Genomic DNA, 17,321 nt, shown 5'->3' on the forward strand with positions numbered 1-17,321 from the left:
CCGCGCGCCGCTGAAGCGGTCGTTAACCAACGTCCTCCCTCCAGGGAGACGAAACCTCACAGCGCCCTCAGTCCTTCTCGCATTCATGGCCGATGCGCTCCGGCGGAATCTCACCTAAATAGCGGACATGGCTCAAGAGACCCCCCGCACCACCCGCTGTCTAATCCTCGGCTCCGGCCCGGCCGGCTACACCGCCGCCGTCTACGCCGCGCGCGCTTTGCTGCAGCCGGTGCTGATCGCCGGCATCCAGCCCGGCGGCCAGCTGACCATCACCACCGACGTCGAGAACTATCCGGGCTTCGCCGAGGTGATCCAGGGCCCCTGGCTGATGGACCAGATGCGCGCCCAGGCCGAGCACATGGGCGCCGAGCTGATCAATGACATCGTGATCAAGGCGGACCTGTCGCAGCGCCCGTTCCGCCTGGAGTGCGATAGCGGCGCCGTCTGGCTGGCCGAGACCCTGATCATCGCCACCGGCGCCCAGGCCAAGTGGCTGGGCCTGCCCTCCGAGCAGAAGTTCCAGGGCTTCGGCGTCTCGGCCTGCGCCACCTGCGACGGCTTCTTCTATCGCGGCAAGGAGGTCGTGGTGGTCGGCGGCGGCAACACTGCGGTCGAGGAGGCCCTGTTCCTGACCTCCTTCGCGTCGAAGGTGACCATCGTCCACCGCAAGGACGAGTTCCGGGCGGAGCGCATCCTGCAGGAGCGCGCCTTCCACAATCCGAAGATCGAGATCATCTGGAACCACTCGGTCGACGAGGTGCTGGGCGCCTCCGATCCGATGGGCGTCACCGGCCTGAAGCTCAAGCACGCCCAGACCGGCGAGGTCCGCGAGATCTCCTGCGACGGCCTGTTCGTCGCCATCGGCCACGCCCCCTCCTCCGAGCTGTTCAAGGATCAGCTGGAGATGGACCCGGCCGGATATCTGCATGTGACGCCGGGCACGGCGTCCACCGCCATTCCCGGCGTGTTCGCGGCCGGCGACGTCACCGACGACGTCTACCGCCAGGCGGTCACCGCCGCCGGCATGGGCTGCATGGCCGCCCTGGAAGCCGTCCGACTGCTGGCCGAGGAGGACCACGCCAAGGCCCACCACCCGATCAGCCACACCGAGGCGCAGAAGATCGCGACCTGGTGATCGCGCGCCTGCGCGAAGCCGCTTCTGGATTCCCCATTCGCTGGGCTATGACGCCTGTCGAACCCCAAGACTGACGAGCGCGGCCATGACCAACCTGATCGTGCGCGGCGGCCGGCCGCTCCGGGGCTCCATCACCCCGTCCGCGAACAAGAACGCTGTGCTGCCCGTGCTTTGCGCGACCTTGCTCACGGATCAGCCCGTGACCCTGCATCGCGTGCCGGACATAACAGATGTCCGCAAGATCTTGGATTTCTTCGGAAATCTTGGGTCGACCGTAGATATGAACTACGATAGCGGGACCCTGCGCATCCGCCACGGCGAGGGCCTGAACCCCAAGGCCGCGCACCTGCCGCTCGGGATGCGCTCGACCTTGATGCTGATTCCGCCGCTGTTGCACAGGTTCGGCGCCGCCTCGATCGAGGAGGACGCCACCGGCTGCACCCTGGGCGCCCGCGAAATCGACCCGCATATCGAGGTGTTCCAGACCTTCGGCGCCGAGGTCGTGCGCACCCCGGAGGCCCTCTACATCTCCACGCCCAAGGGCTTTGCCTCGTCCGACCACTGGCTGGACTATGCATCGGTCACCACCACCGAGAACTTCGCCCTGTGCGCCGCCACGGCCAAGGGCCGCTCGCAGCTGACCAACGCCGCCTGCGAACCCCACGTCCAGGAATTCTGCGCCTTCCTCAAGCTGATGGGCGCGGACGTCTCCGGCGTCGGCGGCTCGCGGCTGACCGTCGAGGGCGTCGACAAGCTGGGCGGCGCCGAGTTCACCTTCGCCGACGACTTCCACGAGGTCGCCACCTTCCTGGCCATGGGCGCGATCACCGGCGGCGAAGTCTCGGTCAAGAACGGGGCGTCTGATCAGTTCCCCCTGCTCGACCGCACCTTCGCCAAGTTCGGCGTCGAGGTGACCCACAAGGACGGCTGGTCCTCGGCCCGCATCGACGGGCGGCTGCAGGTCCGTGCGCCCTTCACCACCAACATCCTGACCAAGGTCGAGGCCGCGCCCTGGCCCTATGTCCCCGCCGACCTGCTGCCGATCTTTGTGGCCCTGGGCGTCCGCGCCGAGGGCTCGGTGATGTTCTGGAACAAGGTCTATGAGGGCGCGCTGGGCTGGACCCAGGAACTCGGCAAGTTCGGCGCCCACGCCGTGCTCTGCGACCCGCACCGCCTGATCACCTATGGCGGCAAGCCGCTGATGCCGGCGGCGGTCGAGAGCCCCTACATCATCCGCGTCGCCATCGCGCTGTTCATGCTGGCCGCCAGCATCGAGGGCCAGTCGACCATCCTCAACGCCGCGCCGATCAAGCGCGCCCACCCCAGGTTCGTCGAGAACCTCAACGCGCTGGGGGCGGATGTGGAGTGGGTCTACGGAGACTGACCTAAGGGCGCCATTGCCGCCCTTCCTATTCCCGGTATGGTCGTGAAAACACCCTGGGAGGGAACCATGCACGACCTGGTCATTCGCGGCGGCCTGGTGGTCGACGGCACCGGCGCAGCGGCCCGCAAGGCCGATGTGGCAGTCGATAACGGCGTCATCAGCCAGGTCGGGACCATTCTGGAAAAGGGCCGGCGCGAGATCGACGCCACGGGCCTGCTCGTCACCCCCGGCTGGGTCGACATTCACACCCACTACGACGGCCAGGTGACCTGGGACGCCTATCTCAGCCCCTCCTGCTGGCACGGCGTCACCACGGTGGTCATGGGCAATTGCGGCGTCGGCTTCGCGCCCGCCCGGCCCGACCGCCACGAGTGGCTGATCGGCATCATGGAGGCCGTCGAGGACATCCCCGGCTCGGCGCTGGCCGAGGGCATGAAGTGGGACTGGGAGACCTTCCCGGAATATCTCGACAGCCTGGACCGCAAGCCCCGGGTGCTCGATGTCGCCGCCCAGGCGCCGCACAGCGCCATCCGCGCCTATGTCATGGACGAACGCGGCGCGAAGAACGAGGCCGCGACGCCGGAAGACATCGCCGAGATGGCCCGCATCACCCGTGAGGCCGTACAGGCCGGGGCGCTGGGCTTCTCCACCTCGCGCACCGCGCTCCACCGCACCAAGGACGGCGAGGTCATCCCCGGCACCTTCGCCGGCGCCGACGAGATGATCGGCATCGGGCGGGCGCTGGGCGAGGCTGGTCACGGCGTCTTCGAGCTGGCCTCGGACATGACCATCCCCGAGGACGAGTTCGCCTGGATGGCCGAGTTCGCCAAGGAGACCAAACTGCCGGTGACCTTCAGCCTGCTGCAGTCGCCGTTCCAGCCGGAGAAGTGGCGCGACATGCTGGCGCTCACCGCCAAGGCCCAGGCCGAGGGCGCCAACATCACCGCCGGCATCGCCTGCCGCCCTACCGGCATGGTGCTGGGCTGGCAGTCCACCGTGCATCCGTTCGTCGTCAAGACCGCCTACCGCGCCATCGCCCGACTGCCCTTCGCCGAGCGCCTTGAGCGCCTGAAGGATCCGGCGGTGCGCGAGGCGATCATCTCGGAGATCACGCCCCAGGCCGCGGCCATGGGCGCCCTGCTGCAGGACTTCAACAACATGTTCCGCCTGGAGCGGGACGGTCAGCTGGAATACGAGCCCCGCCTGGAGGACTCCGTCGCCGCCGAGGCCGCCCGCAAGGGCCTGACGCCGGAGGCGGTGGTCTATGACATGCTCATGGAGAACGACGGCCGCGGCTACATCTATCTGCCGCTGCTGAACTACGCCCAGCACAACTTCGACCACATCGTCGAGATGATGCACGATCCCAACACCGTGCTCAGCCTGTCGGACGGCGGCGCCCATTGCGGCGTGATCTGCGACGCCAGCTTCCCGACCTACATGCTGACCTACTGGGTCCGCGACCGGTCGCGGGGCGAACGCATGCCGCTGGAGAAGGTGGTCTCCATGCAGACCCGCGAGACCGCCCGCCTCTATGGCCTGAACGATCGCGGCGTCATCGCGCCCGGCATGAAGGCCGACCTGAACGTCATCGACTTCGACGCCCTGTCGATCCGGGCGCCGGAGATGGTGTTCGACCTGCCCGCCGATGGCCGCCGCCTGATCCAGAAGGCCGACGGCTATCGCGCCACCATCGTCTCCGGCGTGGTGACCTTCGAGAACGGCGAGGCGACGGGCGACCTGCCCGGCAAGCTGATCCGCGGGCCCCAGGCGGCCCCGGCCCTGCTCGCCGCGGAATAAGTCCGCAAGCGCGATCAAGTCGCTCCGGTCTAGGCTAGCGCCATGAACCGGAGCGCCACCACCGACAGCTATGTCCGCCGCCTGCAGCGGGTGGCGGAACATGTCTGGGCGCATCTGGACGACCCGCTGGACCTCGCCGAACTGGCCGAGATCGCCTGCTTCTCGCCGTTCCATTTTCACCGGATCTATCGCGCCGCCATGGGCGAGACCGTGGCCGAGACCCGTTCACGCCTGAGGCTTCAGCGGGCCTCCATGTCCCTCACCCGCGACGCCAAGCCCATAGCCACCGTCGCCCGCGACGCCGGCTATGGCTCGACGCCCGCCTTCACCCGCGCCTTCCGCGCCGCCTATGGCCAGACGCCCGCGGCCTTCCGCGCCAGCCGACGCCTGGCCGGCACAGGAGACCCTGCCATGTCCGTTGAGATCCAAGACCGTCCGTCGCTGCGCATCGCCGCGGTCACCCATGTCGGCCCCCCGAACCAGGTCGGACGAGCCTTCGATCGGCTGATGGCCTGGGCCGGCCCCAAGGGCCTGGCCGTTCCGCCCGCCCATGGCGTCGCGGTCTATCTGAGCGACATGTCGACGACCCCGCCCGATCAGCAGCAGGCCCTGGCCGGATTGACCGTCGGCCCCGAGGTCGAGGCCGACGGCATGGTCGAGATTCACGAGGTCGCTGCCGGGCGTTACGCCGTCCTGCTCTACAAGGGCCCGTACGCTCAGATCGGCCGCGCCTATGATGAGCTGTTCGCCTGGCTGCCCAGCAGCGGCGAGGAGCCTGCCCACGCCCCTTGCATCGAGGTCAATCTCAACGACCCCCGGCGCACCGCGCCCGAGGACCTGCTGACGGAAATCTGCCTTCCCCTGAAGTGAGAGCGGCCTAAGCTGGACGGATGATCCGCATTGTCCGTCCGGCCGACCACGCCGTCATCGCCGCTGTCACCGACGCCGCCTTTGGCGGACCGGCCGAGAGCCTGATCCTCAAGCGCCTGCGCGAGGACGGCGACATGCTGTTCGAATTGGTCGAACTCGAGGACGACGAGATCACCGGCCATATCGCCTTCAGCCGCCTGTGGGCCGACAGCGTCCAGCTGTTCGCCGCCCTGGCGCCGCTCTCCATCCGCCCGGACCGCCAGAACCAGGGCGGCGGCGGTCGGCTGACCCGCGCCGGTCTCGACCTCGCCAAGGAGTTCGGCGCCCATGCGGTGATGGTGCTGGGCCATCCGGACTACTATCCCCGCTTCGGCTTCAGCCGCGAGGCGGCGGCCCGGGTCTCCTCGCCCTATTCGAAGAGCCCGGCCTTCATGGCGCTGGCGCTTGAGCCCGGCGCCCTGGACCAGCCCCTGACCATCGCCTACCCGGACGCCTTCAAGGATTAGGCTGCGGCGGCGGTGGCACGGTCAGGACCGGCGCGGCCTCGGCCTTTTCCATCGCCTCCAGCTTGGCGTTGATCGCCTGGATCTCCTCCGGCGTCGGCTTGCGGCGCTGGGCGTAGAGCGCGCCCGGCAAACGCGGGCGATCCACGCCGGGCGCCGCCAGCGCCGTCGGATCGGCCACCTGGTAGGTGCGCGCCTCGCCGCCCACGGTCAGGGTCACGCTGTGGCTGGCCGGCGCGGCCGGAATCTCCTGGGGGAACATGCCCTGGGTGCGGGCGTCGAAGCCGCTGAGGATCTCAGGCGAGATGTCCGCCTCCCCGCCCCGATAGCGGCCGGTGAAGGCCGGCGGCTCGCCCCAGGGCCCGGTCCAGCGATAGAAGATGTGCGCCCCGATCTGCTTCATCTTGACCAGGGTCGGGGCCCAATAGGGCGCGACATAGACGGCGTGATAGTGGGTCGCCGAGCCGACCTCCTTGACCACGAAGCCACTGAGCGCCTGGCGGGCGATCGCCTGGGCGCGGGTCCAGAGGGTGGGTTCCGGCGGGCGGCCCAGAGACCCGTCGCAGGTGAAGGTGAACTGGCAGCCGGTGCGGTTGGCGGCCCCCTGATAGACCACGCCGCAGACCGACTTCGGATAGGCCGGATGGCGCAGGCGGTTCAGCACCACCTGGGCCACCGCCTCCTGCCCCAGCTCGGACTCCCGCGCGCTCTCGTAATAGACCGCCTGGGCCAGACAGGTGACGGCGCGGCCGCTGTCGGCGGAATCGGAGTCCAGCACGAAGGGTTTCATCGGGCGGATGGGCAGGCGTGAGAAGGGCCGGAGCGCATTGATCTCCAGGGCCGCATCGTCCGTCGCGGTCCCGAAGCCGAGGTCCGGCGGATGGGCCAGATCCAGCACCTCCCAGCCGAGCGGCCGGTCCCAGTAGTCGGTGTGTCGGACGGGGTCATGTCGGCGCGCCAGGGCCAGCATGGCGGGATCCATGTCGGCGGTCAGCCGCTTCAGCCCCTGCTCCGAAAAGGTCTCGGCCACGGTGACGACCCCGGCGGCGCGGCCCGAACCCGAGGGCAGATAGGCGCTGGCGCAGGCGGCTACGACCGCGCCCGCCAGCAGCACGGCGAGGCCTCGAAGAGCGGCGGACCAGGTCGGAAGGGTTCGGAGCGGACTCAAGACGCTGAAGGGATCCTTTGTCGCAACTGGCCAGGGACTTGGCGCCCGGATGCGACCGGAAGATGGCGCGCGTGAGGGAACATACTGAACCCTGGAGGCGTTCCGATATCCGCTGTTGCGCCTCGCGGCCAGCGGTCTATTTCTGCAGGGGTCGCGGGCGTGATCCCGCGCGAACGGGGAGCGCAAGACGGCGGTGGAGTGGCCCCTCAGGTTTATCTCCCGACGTTCGCCGCCCTTCCTGCAAGGCCTGGCCGTCACCGTGGCCGCCCTGGCGGGCGCCATCGCCATCCGCGGGCTGATCCTGGGCTGGCCGAACGCGGCCGGCCTCTCGGCCACCTATTTCCCGGCCTATATCCTGGCGACCCTCTATGGCGGGTCGCGCTGGGGCTGGACCGCCCTGGTGAGCTCCATTGTCCTGGGCGCCCTGACCCCCAGCGTCTTCCCCAACGGGATCTCGACCAGCGCGGTGATGGTGATGTTCGCCCTGTCCGGCGTGCTGACCGTCATGGTGGCCTCGGCCCTGCGCGACACCCTGCTGCGCTATGAGGAGGCCCGGCGCACCCAACAGGCCACCCAGAGGGCCCTCGACGAGAGCGAGGCCCGGCTGCGCATGGCTCAGGAGGTCGGCGGGGTCGGCCTGTGGGACTGGGACCTCCAGAACGACCACGCCGTCTGGTCGGTCACCACCTATCGCAACCTGGGTCTGGACGAGTCCGCGACCCGAGCGCCGAGGCCATCCTCGAGACCGCTCACCCGGAGGACCACGACCATGTCCGGGAGGTCCTGGGCGGAATCCGCCGGGGCCATGTGGAGAACCTGGAGCACCGGGTGGTGCGCGAGGACGGCTCGGTGCGCTGGCTGCTGTCGCGCGGCGACGTGCTGCGCGGGCCGGACGGCCGCCCGAACCGCGCCCTGGGCGTCAATATCGACATCACCGAACGGCGCCAGGCCTTCGATCAGATTCAGGAAAGCGAGGCCCGCTTCAGGACCCTTGCGGACAGCGCCCCCATCCTGATGTGGGTCTCGAAGTCCGACGGCCGCCGGGAGTTCGTCAACCAGACCTATGTCGACTTCCTGGGCGCCCCCTATGACGAGGCGATCAATTTCGACTGGCGCGAGCGGCTCGATCCGGAGGATCTGCCGCGGATCCTGAAGGAGCAGGTGGCGGGCGAGTCCTCGCGCCAGCTGTTCACCCTGGAGGCGCGCTACCGGCGGGCTGACGGGGCCTGGCGCTGGATCCGGTCCATCTCCCAGCCGAGGCGCGGGCCGGAGGGTCACTTCGAGGGGTTCATCGGGATCGGCTTCGATGTGACCGACGCCAAGCGGGCCGAAGCCGACCTGAAGCAGATCAACGAATTGCTCGCCACCCGCGTCCGCGAGGCCATGGCCGAGCGCGACGAGGCCGAGGCCGCCCTGCGCCACGCCCAGCGGATGGAGGCGGTGGGCCAGCTCACCGGCGGCGTCGCCCACGACTTCAACAACCTGCTGACCGTGATCATCGGCGCGCTCGATCTCATGCAACGCAATCCGGGGGACGAGGTGCGGCGAGGCCGGATGGTGGAGGCGGCCCTGGGCGCCGCCCGCCGCGGAGAACGCCTGACCCAGCAGCTGCTGGCCTTCTCCCGCCGCCAGGCCCTGCGGCCGGAGCCGATCGAGATCGACGCGGCGGTGCGCGAGGCCGAACCCCTGCTGCGGCGGGCGGTCGGCGAAGCGGTCAGCCTCAATTTCACGCTCAGCGGCGGCGCCGCCGTGGCGATGATCGATTCCAGCCAGTTCCACGCCGCCCTGATGAACCTGGTGGTCAACGCCCGCGACGCCGTGAGCCAGGGGGGCATGATCCGGGTGGAGACCGCCGTCTGCGACCTCGTCGAGGGCGAGGCGCCGGAGACACCGCCGGGCGCCTATGTCCGGCTGAGCGTTCACGACACGGGCGTGGGCATGGACGCCGAGACCCTGTCGCGGGTGTTCGAACCCTTCTTCACCACCAAGGAGGTCGGCAAGGGCACGGGGCTCGGCCTGTCCCAGGTCTATGGCTTCGCGCGCCAGAGCGGCGGCGGGGTGGCCATCGAGTCCGCGCCGGGCCAGGGCGCCTCGGTGCGCCTCTATCTGCCGCGGTCAACGGCCCTGGCCCCTGAACTGGCCGCCGACGAGGCGCCGTCGGCGCGGGGACGGGCCCTGAACGTGCTGCTGGTCGAGGACGACCCCGACGTGGCCGAGATGCTGGTCGCCATGCTGTCGGACCTGGGCCACGCCGTCACCCACGCCGCCGACCCCGAGATCGCCCTGCGCCACATCGAGGGCGGGGACGCCATCGACCTCATGCTGACCGACCTGATCATGCCCGGCGGCCTGACGGGGGTGGACCTGGCCCACAGGGCGCTGGCCCTGCGCCCCGCCCTGCCCGTCCTGCTCGCCTCGGGCTATACGGGAGACGCCCTGGCGGCGGCGGACGGCGCGCCCTGGCCCCTGCTCCGCAAGCCCTTCTCCGGAGACGCCCTGGCCGAGGCCATCGCCGGCGTCCTGGAGCAGGAGGCGAAGCCCGCCTAGAAAAACTGTCATCGACCGCACTTGGCGCCGACCGGCCAGGGGTCTATATGTCTTAAATCGGTTTTGCTCCAATTGAGCATATCCGACGCGCCGACGGGATCGAAAAGCATTCCGCGGCGTTTTTGAGATCGGTGAAATGCTCATAGTGAGCATAAGGAGGCGCCGGTGGCAGACGGAAATCAGTTCGCGTTCACCCCTGAAGTGGAACGCGCCACCCGCCCGGCCTGGGAAAAGGTGAAGCATCACGTCACCCCGATGGAGTGGCGGCTGCACGCCCCGTTGATCGCCGAGATCAACCGCCTGAAGGCGGAGAAGAACGCGGTCATCCTGGCCCACAACTACATGACGCCCGAAATCTTCCACGGGGTCGGCGACTATGTCGGCGACAGCCTGGGCCTGGCCAAGGAGGCCGCGCGTTCGGACGCGGCGGTGATCGTCCAGGCCGGCGTCCACTTCATGGCCGAGACCTCCAAGATCCTGTCGCCGGACAAGCGCGTCCTGATCCCCGACCTGCAGGCCGGCTGCTCGCTCGCCTCCTCGATCACCGGCGCCGACGTGCGGCTGATCAAGCAGCGCTATCCGGGTGTGCCGGTGGTCACCTATGTGAACACCACCGCCGACGTGAAGGCCGAGACCGACATCTGCTGCACCTCGGCCAACGCCGTACAGGTGGTCGAGCATGCGGCCCGCGAGTGGGGCGTCGACCGGGTGATCCTGATCCCCGACGAGTTCCTGGCCCGGAATGTCGCCCGCCAGACCGAGGTGAAGATCATCGCCTGGCAGGGCCGCTGCGAGGTGCATGAGCGCTTCACCGCCGCCGACATCCTGGAGATCCGCGCCGCCTATCCGGGCGCCGAGGTCCTGGCCCACCCGGAATGCCCGGCCGAGGTGCTGGAGGTCTCCGACTTCGCCGGCTCCACCGCGGCCATGAACGACTATGTGATGCAGCGTCGCCCCAAGCAGGTGGTGCTGATCACCGAGTGCTCGATGGCCGACAATGTCGCCGCCGATGCGCCGTTCACCGAGTTCGTGCGGCCCTGCAACCTCTGCCCGCACATGAAGCGGATCAGCCTCGAGAACATCTATGAGGCCCTGCTGCAAGATCGCTACGAGGTGTTCGTCGACCCGGCGATCGCCGACCGCGCCCGCCTGGCCGTGCAGCGGATGATCGACCTGCCGCCCCCCGCCGTTCCCGCCCGCTACGACCTCGTGAAGGCCCGCCATCACGTGGACGTCGAGCTGATCTGAGGCGAGGCATGCAGCGAGTCCTCGTCATGGAAGAGCGCATCACCGGACGGATGGACGTGATCTTGGGCGACATTACCGCCCTAGCGCTCGACGCCATCGTCAATGCCGCAAACACCAGCCTACTGGGCGGGGGCGGAGTTGATGGCGCCATTCACCGGAAGGCAGGGCCTGAATTGGCGATCCAATGCCGCATGCTCCATGGCTGCAAAGTTGGTCAAGCCAAGATAACTCCCGGCTTCAGGCTTCCTGCCCAGCACGTAATTCATACGGTCGGACCGGTCTGGAACGGCGGTGGCGCCCAGGAAGATGCGCTGCTTCAGCAGTGCTATTCGGAGGCTCTAAAGGTAGCAGTCGCAAACGGAATAAAGACGCTCGCCTTTCCGGCCATTTCGACGGGCATCTACCGTTTCCCGGCCGACCGGGCGGCGAAGATCGCCGTCGAAGCAGTAGGCGCATTCCTGACGACCGACCGCACGATCGAGAAGGTCACGTTCTGCTGCTTCGACGCAGCAGCCCAACAACGCCACGTTCAGGCACTTGCAGAGTATTCCGATCATGGGTGACCGCATCCATCACGACGGCGTCCTGATCGTGGGCGCGGGCCTCGCGGGGCTGTCCGCCGCGCTCTCGGCCGCGCCGCGCAAGGTGCTGCTCTTGACCGGCGCGCCGCTGAACCAGGGCTGTTCCTCGGCCTGGGCCCAGGGCGGCATGGCCGCCGCGCTGTCGGACGGCGACACCCCCGAACTGCACGCGGCCGACACCATCGCCGCCGGCGCGGGCCTGGTCGATCCGGCCATGGCCGCCCTGCTGGCCCGCGAGGGGCCGGCCGCCGTGCGCCGCCTGGCCGAGCTGGGGGCGCCCTTCGACCGGACGGTCGAGGGCGGCTTCGCCCAGAGCCTGGAGGCCGCCCACTCGCGGCCGCGCATCGCCCGGGTCAAGGGCGACCAGGCGGGCCGGGAGATCATGGAGGCCGTGGTCCGTACGGTCTTGTCCTCGCGCCATGTCGAGGTCCGCGCGGGCGCCCGCCTCAAGGGCCTGCTTCAGGACGCCGAGGGCCGCGTCTGCGGCGTGGTCGTGGTCCACAATGGCCGGCCCCTGGAGATCACCGCCCCGGCCGTGGTCCTGGCGACCGGCGGCATCGGCGGGCTCTATGGCGTCACCACCACACCGGCCGAACTGCAGGGCGAGGGCCTGGCGCTCGCCGCCCTGGCCGGCGCCGTGATCGGCGACCCCGAATTCGTCCAGTTCCACCCGACCGCCATCGACATCGGCCGCGACCCCGCCCCCCTGGCCACCGAAGCCCTGAGGGGCGAAGGCGCCAAGCTGATCAACGCCTCGGGCGAGGCGTTCATGGCCGGCTACCATCCGGACGCAGAGCTGGCCCCCCGCGATGTGGTGGCCCGCGCCATTCACGCCGAGATCGCCGCCGGCCGCGGCGCCTTCCTCGACGCCCGCGAGGCGGTCGGCGCCCACTTCCCGGAGGAGTTCCCGGCCGTCTTCGCCGCCTGCCTGTCGGGCGGGGTCGATCCGCGGATCCAGCCGATCCCGGTCGCGCCGGCCTGCCACTACCACATGGGCGGGATCGTCACCGACGCGCACGGGACCGCTTCCCTGCCCGGCCTGTTCGCGGCCGGGGAGAGCGCCTCGACGGGGGTTCACGGCGCCAATCGGCTCGCGTCCAACTCCCTGCTGGAGGCCGCCGTGTTCGGGGTTCGCGCCGGCGTCGCCGCGGCGAGTGAGACCATGCCCGGTCCGCGGGCCCTGCGCCGGCTGATGACGCCGGACCTGCCGCAGGACGCGCTGCAGACCCTGCGCGCCGCCATGAGCCGCGACGCGGGCGTGGTGCGCGACGCCGCCGGCCTCGACCGCCTGCTGGGCCAGATCGATCAGCTTGAGGCCGCCCACGGCCGCGCGGGCCCCCTGGTCGCCGCCCGTCTGGTCGCCTCCGCCGCCCTCGATCGTCGGGAAAGCCGCGGCGGCCACTTCCGGACCGACTATCCGCTGAGCCTTGCGCCCCAGCGCACCTTCGTCACCCTGCCGGAGGGGACGCCCGCGTCCAGGGCCGCGTGAGCCTGGCCGCCGAACATCCCGCCGCACAGAGGTCCAATCGCGACCGGCTGGTCGTCCAGGCGCGCCGCCTGTTCGCCGAGCGCGGCTACGCCGAGGTGTCGGTCGACGAGGTCGCGGCCGCCGCCGGCCTGACCAAGGGCGCGGTCTATTACCAGTTCAAGGACAAGGCCGATCTGTTCCGGGCCGCCTGCGAGGCGGTGATGCAGGATGTCGTCCGGCACGTGGACGCGGCCGGGCGCGGCTCCGGCGTGCCCCGCCTGGAGGAGCTGATCACCGGCGGCCAGCGCATGTTCGACGCCTATGGCTCCAATGAGGCGCACCGGCTCTTGCTGATCGACGGCCCCTCGGTTCTGGGCTTCGGCCCCTGGCTCGCCCTGCAGGAGCCGATCGGCGCCTGCCTGGTCGCGGACGGCCTGAAGCACTATGCGATCGCCGGCATGGTCCCGGCCAACCAGATCGACGCCCTGTCCCACCTGCTGTTCGGGGCCTTCATCCAGGGGGTGCTGCGCATCGCCTCGTCGCCCGCCGCCGAACGCGACCAGACCGAGCGCGAGGTCCGCGAGGCCACCGGAACCCTGCTGATGGCCTTCCTCCGCGGCCTCACGCCCCAAGAGACCAAATGATCGCGCCCCTGCCCGACCTGCTCATCGAACCCATCGTCCGCGCGGCCCTGGCGGAGGATCTCGGCCGCGCCGGCGACCTCACCGCCCAGGCCTGCATCGACGCCGACGCCACTCTGGAGGCGACCTTCGGCGCGCGTCAGACCGGGATCATCTCGGGACTGGCCTGCGCGCGCCTGGCCATTCTGGCGCTCGATCCGTCGGCCCGGTTCGAGGCGCTGGCCGCCGACGGGGACAAAGTCGCGCCGGGCGCCGTCCTGGCCCGCGTGTCCGCCAACGCCCGCGCCCTGCTCTCGGCCGAACGCACCGCCCTGAACCTGCTGGGCCGGCTCTCGGGCGTGGCGACCCTGACCGGCGCCTATGTGGCGGCCATCGCCGGGACCTCGGCGCGGATCGTCGACACCCGCAAGACCACCCCGGGTCTGCGCGCGCTCGAGAAATACGCCGTCCGCTGCGGCGGCGGGGTCAACCACCGCTTCGGCCTGGATGACGCCATCCTGATCAAGGACAACCACGTGGCGGCCTGCGGCGGGGTCGGCGAGGCCGTGCGCCGGGCCCGCGCCGCGGCCGGCCACCTGACCAAGGTCGAGGTCGAGGTCGACAGCCTGGACCAGCTGACCGAGGCCCTGGCCGCCGGGCCAGACGTCATCATGCTGGACAACTTCTCGGTTCCAGACCTGAAGCGCGCGGTCGCCGAGACCGCCGGCCGGGTGCAGCTGGAGGCCTCCGGCGGGGTCAATCTGACCACGGTCCGCGCCATCGCCGAGACCGGGGTCCAGGTGATCAGCGTGGGCGCCCTGACCCACTCGGCGCCAGTTCTGGATATCGGGCTCGACGCGGCCTGAGCAGCGCCGCCACCCCGGCCTGCAGCGGCCGGTCGGCCCAGCGTTCGAAGGCGACCGCCGTGATCAGGGCGGCCGGAAAGGCCATGCCCCACAGCCCCCACTGCGCCCACAGGGGCGGATGGAACCGCGCATCGACCGCGTGGATGAAGTTGAACCACAGGGTCGCGACGAAGATGTGGGTGATATAGAGCGCGAAGGACACCTTGGCCGCCTGGGCCGCGAGGTGGGCGGGCCCCCGGGCGGGGACCTCGCCTGCCGCGCCGATCATCACCCCCAGCAGAGCCATGGAGGCCAGGTCGTACTTGCCCGTCGCCTGCAGGGCGCAGAAGCCCGCAAAGGCCGCGACGGTCTGAGCGAGCGCCCACCGGCGGAGCGGCCATCCGGCTTCGGAGGCGCGCGCGACCAGGGCCCCGAACGTGAACAGCGGCAGGGCCCGCAGCACGCCCAGGTTCGACGGCAGGTCGAACACCCCTTGGCCATAGACGCCTTCGCTGACCAGGTCCGCGCCGGCGAGGACCGCCAGGCCGATGACCAGCAGGCTCGCGGCCGGCCAATCGCCCAGGGTCCGCCGCCAGAGGGTCGGGAAGGCGGCGTAGCAGACCATCAGGGCCGAGAGCGTCCAGGTGGGCACGTTCCAGCCCTCGCCCAGATTGAACCCCCAGGCCTGGATCAGGATCAGCTGGGCCGGCCAGTCCCGCCACTGGAGCTGGGCGGCGTTGTGCGGCGCGCGCCCCACCCGCTCGGCGGCGAAGATCAGGGCGGCGAAGACCACCAGCATCAGCACATGGGCGGGCCAGACCCGCAGGACCCGGCGCAACAGGAACTGTTCGTCCGACACCTTGCCCACCGCGATCTGCCGCCCATAGGCGCGGCCGAGCACGTAGCCGGACAGGATGAGGAAGAAATCGGTGGCGAGATAACCGCGGTCGAACAGCGGGCTGAAGACGTCGAGCTTGATCGGCCCGTCGAACCGGTAGTGGTAGAGGACGATAAGGCCCGCCGCGGCGAACCTCAGCATGTCCAGGAGGGCGCTGCGCGGCGCCCGGTCCGGACCTCGTCCCATGGCGGCGGATCGCAGCGCAGATCCAGACGGCATGGTGAACGCTCCCTTAACTCCCCCCCGGGAGGTCAGAAGCCTTGCAAGTCTTTGAAAGGAAAGGGGCCGCGCGCCCATTCCAGGTAAGTCACCGCCCCTGGATGCTTGAGGTTCGCCTGTCAGGCGTGGGCGTGTCGGGACACTCCCGCGACAGCCTCTAAATGCTGCGTCCGATCGCCTCAGCCCAGGACGGGGACAGGCCGCAATCCCTGCCTGTACAAGGGATTGCGACCCGTCGAGGGCGAGCTTCGCATCCGCCTCGGGATCAGGGTGCGAGGCTGGCCGGATGTTCCAGCTGCAGGGCCACGAACCGCGCGGTCGGCCGGCCATAGGCCGCGGCGATATCGCTGACCATCAGGGGCACGGGCTCGCCGCGCCGCAGATGGGCCTGACGGTCCGCCCCCGGCAGCTTCGCCACCCCGAGCACGGTGAGACCATGGCGCGAGACGGCGCCCTGGGGCGGCGTCACGGCGAAGGCCTTGGACCTGAGGGTTCGCGACCAGCCGTCCAGTTCTGCGGCGAAGGCCAGGTCGTCGAACCCCGCCCCGACGGTCACCGCCACCTGCTCATGCCCCCAAAAGGCCAGGAGGTTGCCCGCCGCCGTCTCCAGGTGGGCGGCGGAGAGGCTGTAGGCGTTGGCGTCATGGACGGTGCTGGGCGGGTCCAGGCCCAGCCGGGCGGCCGTGGCCTGCATGACCTGCTCCCCCGCCAGTTCACGGACCAGCTGCAGGGCCGCCGGCGCCGAGGCGCTGACCCCGGCGGTGGTAGTGATGCGGCCGTCGTCGACCCAGCGCGCGTCGGTGCGCCAGGCGACCTTGGGCCAGCGCTTCAGCCGGTCCTTGCGCGAGGCCCAGTGGGCGGTGGCCTGGCGTCCGTCGAGCAGACCGGCGCTGGCCAGCACCTCGGCCCCGTCGCAGATCGAGACGATACGCGCCCCGCGCTTGGCCTGGGTCCGGAGCCAGGCGCTCCGCGCCGGATCATCGATCTTCATCATATAGGGCACGATGACCATGTCCGGCCCCTCGGGATGGGCGCGGTCGAAGCTGTCGCGGCTGGCCTGGGGCTTCACCCGCGCGACGCCGGGCATCAGCGGCACAGGGGCGAGATCCGAGGACACCACCTGCACGTCGATGGCGCCGGACTCCGCCAGGATCGCATAGGGCGCGATCAGGTCGGTGGTCTCGGTCCCCGCGGGATCGGCCAGGATCGCGACCAGGGGCCGGGCGTGGCCCGCCGAGGCCGGGGCCGCCGCCGCGCTCAGCACGGCGGCGGACAGGGCGAGGAGCGCGCGGCGGATCATGCGCGGGCCTTCAAGCGGCGCGCGGCCTCCTCGGCCGCGGCTTGGCGGCCGCCCCCGGCGGCGTCCATCCGCTGGCGCACGGCGGCCAGGATCTCCGGCGGCGCGGTCTCGGGCCGGCCGGAATTGAACGGCGGCGACGGGGAATATTCCAGGCCGAGCTGCACCGACTGGGCCAGGGTCTCGCCCGCCAGTTCGGCGGCCATGACAAAGGCGAAGTCCAGGCCAGCCGTGACGCCGCCGCCGGTGATGACATTGCCGTCGCGCACCACCCGGGCCTCGTCGACGATCACCCCGAACGGCTTCAGCATGTCCCGCCACGCCCAGTGGCAGCCCGCCCGCTTGCCGGTGATCAGGCCGGTCGCGGCCAGGATCAGCGATCCCGTGCAGACGCTGGTCAGGTACCTGGCGCCGTTCGCCAGTCGGGTCACCTCGGCCATGAAGGCCTCGTCCAGCATCGCCGCCGTGGTCCCGAAACCGCCGGGCACGCAGAGCACGTCGCAGCCCGGAATGTCGGCAAGGTCCGCGAGTTTCGTGAACACCAGGCCGTCGGCCTCGATGTCGACGCCGCCTTTGGACGCGACGATCACCTTGGCGCCGGGGATGCGCGAGAACACCTGGTGCGGCCCGGTGAAGTCCAGATGGGTGACCTCGGGATAGAGCGGAATGACGATGGTCAGCTCGGCCATGGGGAAGCTCCTTGGATTTGACGGGCGGAAGGTGACAGGCCTAGGGTCT

The 17,321-nt window shown here is 70.1% G+C and carries 15 protein-coding genes; 11 read left to right on the forward strand and 4 right to left on the reverse strand.

The window, feature by feature from the left end; translation table 11 throughout:
- The first annotated feature begins 127 nt into the window (after positions 1 to 127).
- From trxB to MQH10_RS08250, 5 genes are all read left to right on the forward strand, one after another.
- Positions 128 to 1,135 (forward strand): thioredoxin-disulfide reductase, encoded by a 1,008-nt coding sequence (trxB, locus tag MQH10_RS08230; protein WP_242563582.1) that lies wholly within the window; start codon positions 128 to 130, stop codon positions 1,133 to 1,135.
- Between the two features lie 85 nt (positions 1,136 to 1,220).
- The gene (locus MQH10_RS08235; RefSeq protein ID WP_242563583.1) at positions 1,221 to 2,519 is read left to right on the forward strand and encodes a UDP-N-acetylglucosamine 1-carboxyvinyltransferase; all 1,299 of its coding nucleotides are present in this window, start codon (positions 1,221 to 1,223) and stop codon (positions 2,517 to 2,519) included.
- A 66-nt stretch (positions 2,520 to 2,585) separates the two neighbouring features.
- Positions 2,586 to 4,319 (forward strand): N-acyl-D-amino-acid deacylase family protein, encoded by a 1,734-nt coding sequence (locus tag MQH10_RS08240; RefSeq protein WP_242563584.1) that lies wholly within the window; start codon positions 2,586 to 2,588, stop codon positions 4,317 to 4,319.
- 42 nt (positions 4,320 to 4,361) lie between these two features.
- On the forward strand, positions 4,362 to 5,189 hold the full coding sequence (locus MQH10_RS08245) for an AraC family transcriptional regulator (RefSeq protein WP_242563585.1): 828 nt from the start codon (positions 4,362 to 4,364) through the stop codon (positions 5,187 to 5,189).
- Positions 5,190 to 5,209: 20 nt separating this feature from the next.
- Positions 5,210 to 5,695 (forward strand): GNAT family N-acetyltransferase, encoded by a 486-nt coding sequence (locus MQH10_RS08250; RefSeq protein ID WP_242563586.1) that lies wholly within the window; start codon positions 5,210 to 5,212, stop codon positions 5,693 to 5,695.
- Here the strand turns inward: MQH10_RS08250 and MQH10_RS08255 are convergent.
- The gene (locus MQH10_RS08255) at positions 5,685 to 6,860 is read right to left on the reverse strand and encodes a cell wall hydrolase (protein WP_242563587.1); all 1,176 of its coding nucleotides are present in this window, start codon (positions 6,858 to 6,860) and stop codon (positions 5,685 to 5,687) included. The genes MQH10_RS08250 and MQH10_RS08255 overlap by 11 nt on opposite strands.
- A gap of 639 nt (positions 6,861 to 7,499) precedes the next feature.
- Between MQH10_RS08255 and MQH10_RS08260 the strand changes: the two genes are divergently transcribed.
- From MQH10_RS08260 to nadC, 6 genes are all read left to right on the forward strand, one after another.
- Positions 7,500 to 9,407, forward strand: coding sequence for a hybrid sensor histidine kinase/response regulator (locus tag MQH10_RS08260; RefSeq protein ID WP_242563588.1), 1,908 nt, complete (start codon positions 7,500 to 7,502; stop codon positions 9,405 to 9,407).
- A gap of 165 nt (positions 9,408 to 9,572) precedes the next feature.
- Positions 9,573 to 10,655 carry a quinolinate synthase NadA gene (gene nadA / locus MQH10_RS08265; protein ID WP_242563589.1) on the forward strand — a complete coding sequence of 361 codons (1,083 nt, stop codon included), beginning with the start codon at positions 9,573 to 9,575 and terminating at the stop codon, positions 10,653 to 10,655.
- 26 nt (positions 10,656 to 10,681) lie between these two features.
- On the forward strand, positions 10,682 to 11,218 hold the full coding sequence (locus MQH10_RS08270) for an O-acetyl-ADP-ribose deacetylase (RefSeq protein WP_242563590.1): 537 nt from the start codon (positions 10,682 to 10,684) through the stop codon (positions 11,216 to 11,218).
- Complete coding sequence (locus MQH10_RS08275; protein ID WP_272886799.1) at positions 11,211 to 12,725, forward strand: L-aspartate oxidase; 1,515 nt, start codon at positions 11,211 to 11,213, stop codon at positions 12,723 to 12,725. The genes MQH10_RS08270 and MQH10_RS08275 overlap by 8 nt, the downstream gene beginning before the upstream one ends.
- On the forward strand, positions 12,722 to 13,348 hold the full coding sequence (locus tag MQH10_RS08280) for a TetR/AcrR family transcriptional regulator (RefSeq protein WP_242563591.1): 627 nt from the start codon (positions 12,722 to 12,724) through the stop codon (positions 13,346 to 13,348). Before MQH10_RS08275 ends, MQH10_RS08280 begins: the two co-directional genes overlap by 4 nt.
- Positions 13,345 to 14,190 (forward strand): carboxylating nicotinate-nucleotide diphosphorylase, encoded by an 846-nt coding sequence (gene nadC, locus MQH10_RS08285; RefSeq protein WP_242563592.1) that lies wholly within the window; start codon positions 13,345 to 13,347, stop codon positions 14,188 to 14,190. Before MQH10_RS08280 ends, nadC begins: the two co-directional genes overlap by 4 nt.
- On the opposite strand, the gene MQH10_RS08290 is transcribed toward nadC, so the two are convergent.
- From MQH10_RS08290 to MQH10_RS08300, 3 genes are all read right to left on the reverse strand, one after another.
- Complete coding sequence (locus MQH10_RS08290) at positions 14,129 to 15,286, reverse strand: acyltransferase family protein (RefSeq protein WP_242563593.1); 1,158 nt, start codon at positions 15,284 to 15,286, stop codon at positions 14,129 to 14,131. The two genes, nadC and MQH10_RS08290, sit on opposite strands and share 62 nt — an antisense overlap.
- Before the next feature lie 265 nt (positions 15,287 to 15,551).
- Positions 15,552 to 16,586 (reverse strand): DJ-1/PfpI family protein, encoded by a 1,035-nt coding sequence (locus MQH10_RS08295; protein ID WP_242563594.1) that lies wholly within the window; start codon positions 16,584 to 16,586, stop codon positions 15,552 to 15,554.
- Positions 16,583 to 17,272 carry a DJ-1/PfpI family protein gene (locus MQH10_RS08300; RefSeq protein ID WP_242563595.1) on the reverse strand — a complete coding sequence of 230 codons (690 nt, stop codon included), beginning with the start codon at positions 17,270 to 17,272 and terminating at the stop codon, positions 16,583 to 16,585. Before MQH10_RS08300 ends, MQH10_RS08295 begins: the two co-directional genes overlap by 4 nt.
- Positions 17,273 to 17,321: the final 49 nt, after the last annotated feature.

The sequence above is a fragment of the Phenylobacterium aquaticum genome (assembly GCF_022695515.1).
Lineage (GTDB): Bacteria > Pseudomonadota > Alphaproteobacteria > Caulobacterales > Caulobacteraceae > Phenylobacterium > Phenylobacterium aquaticum.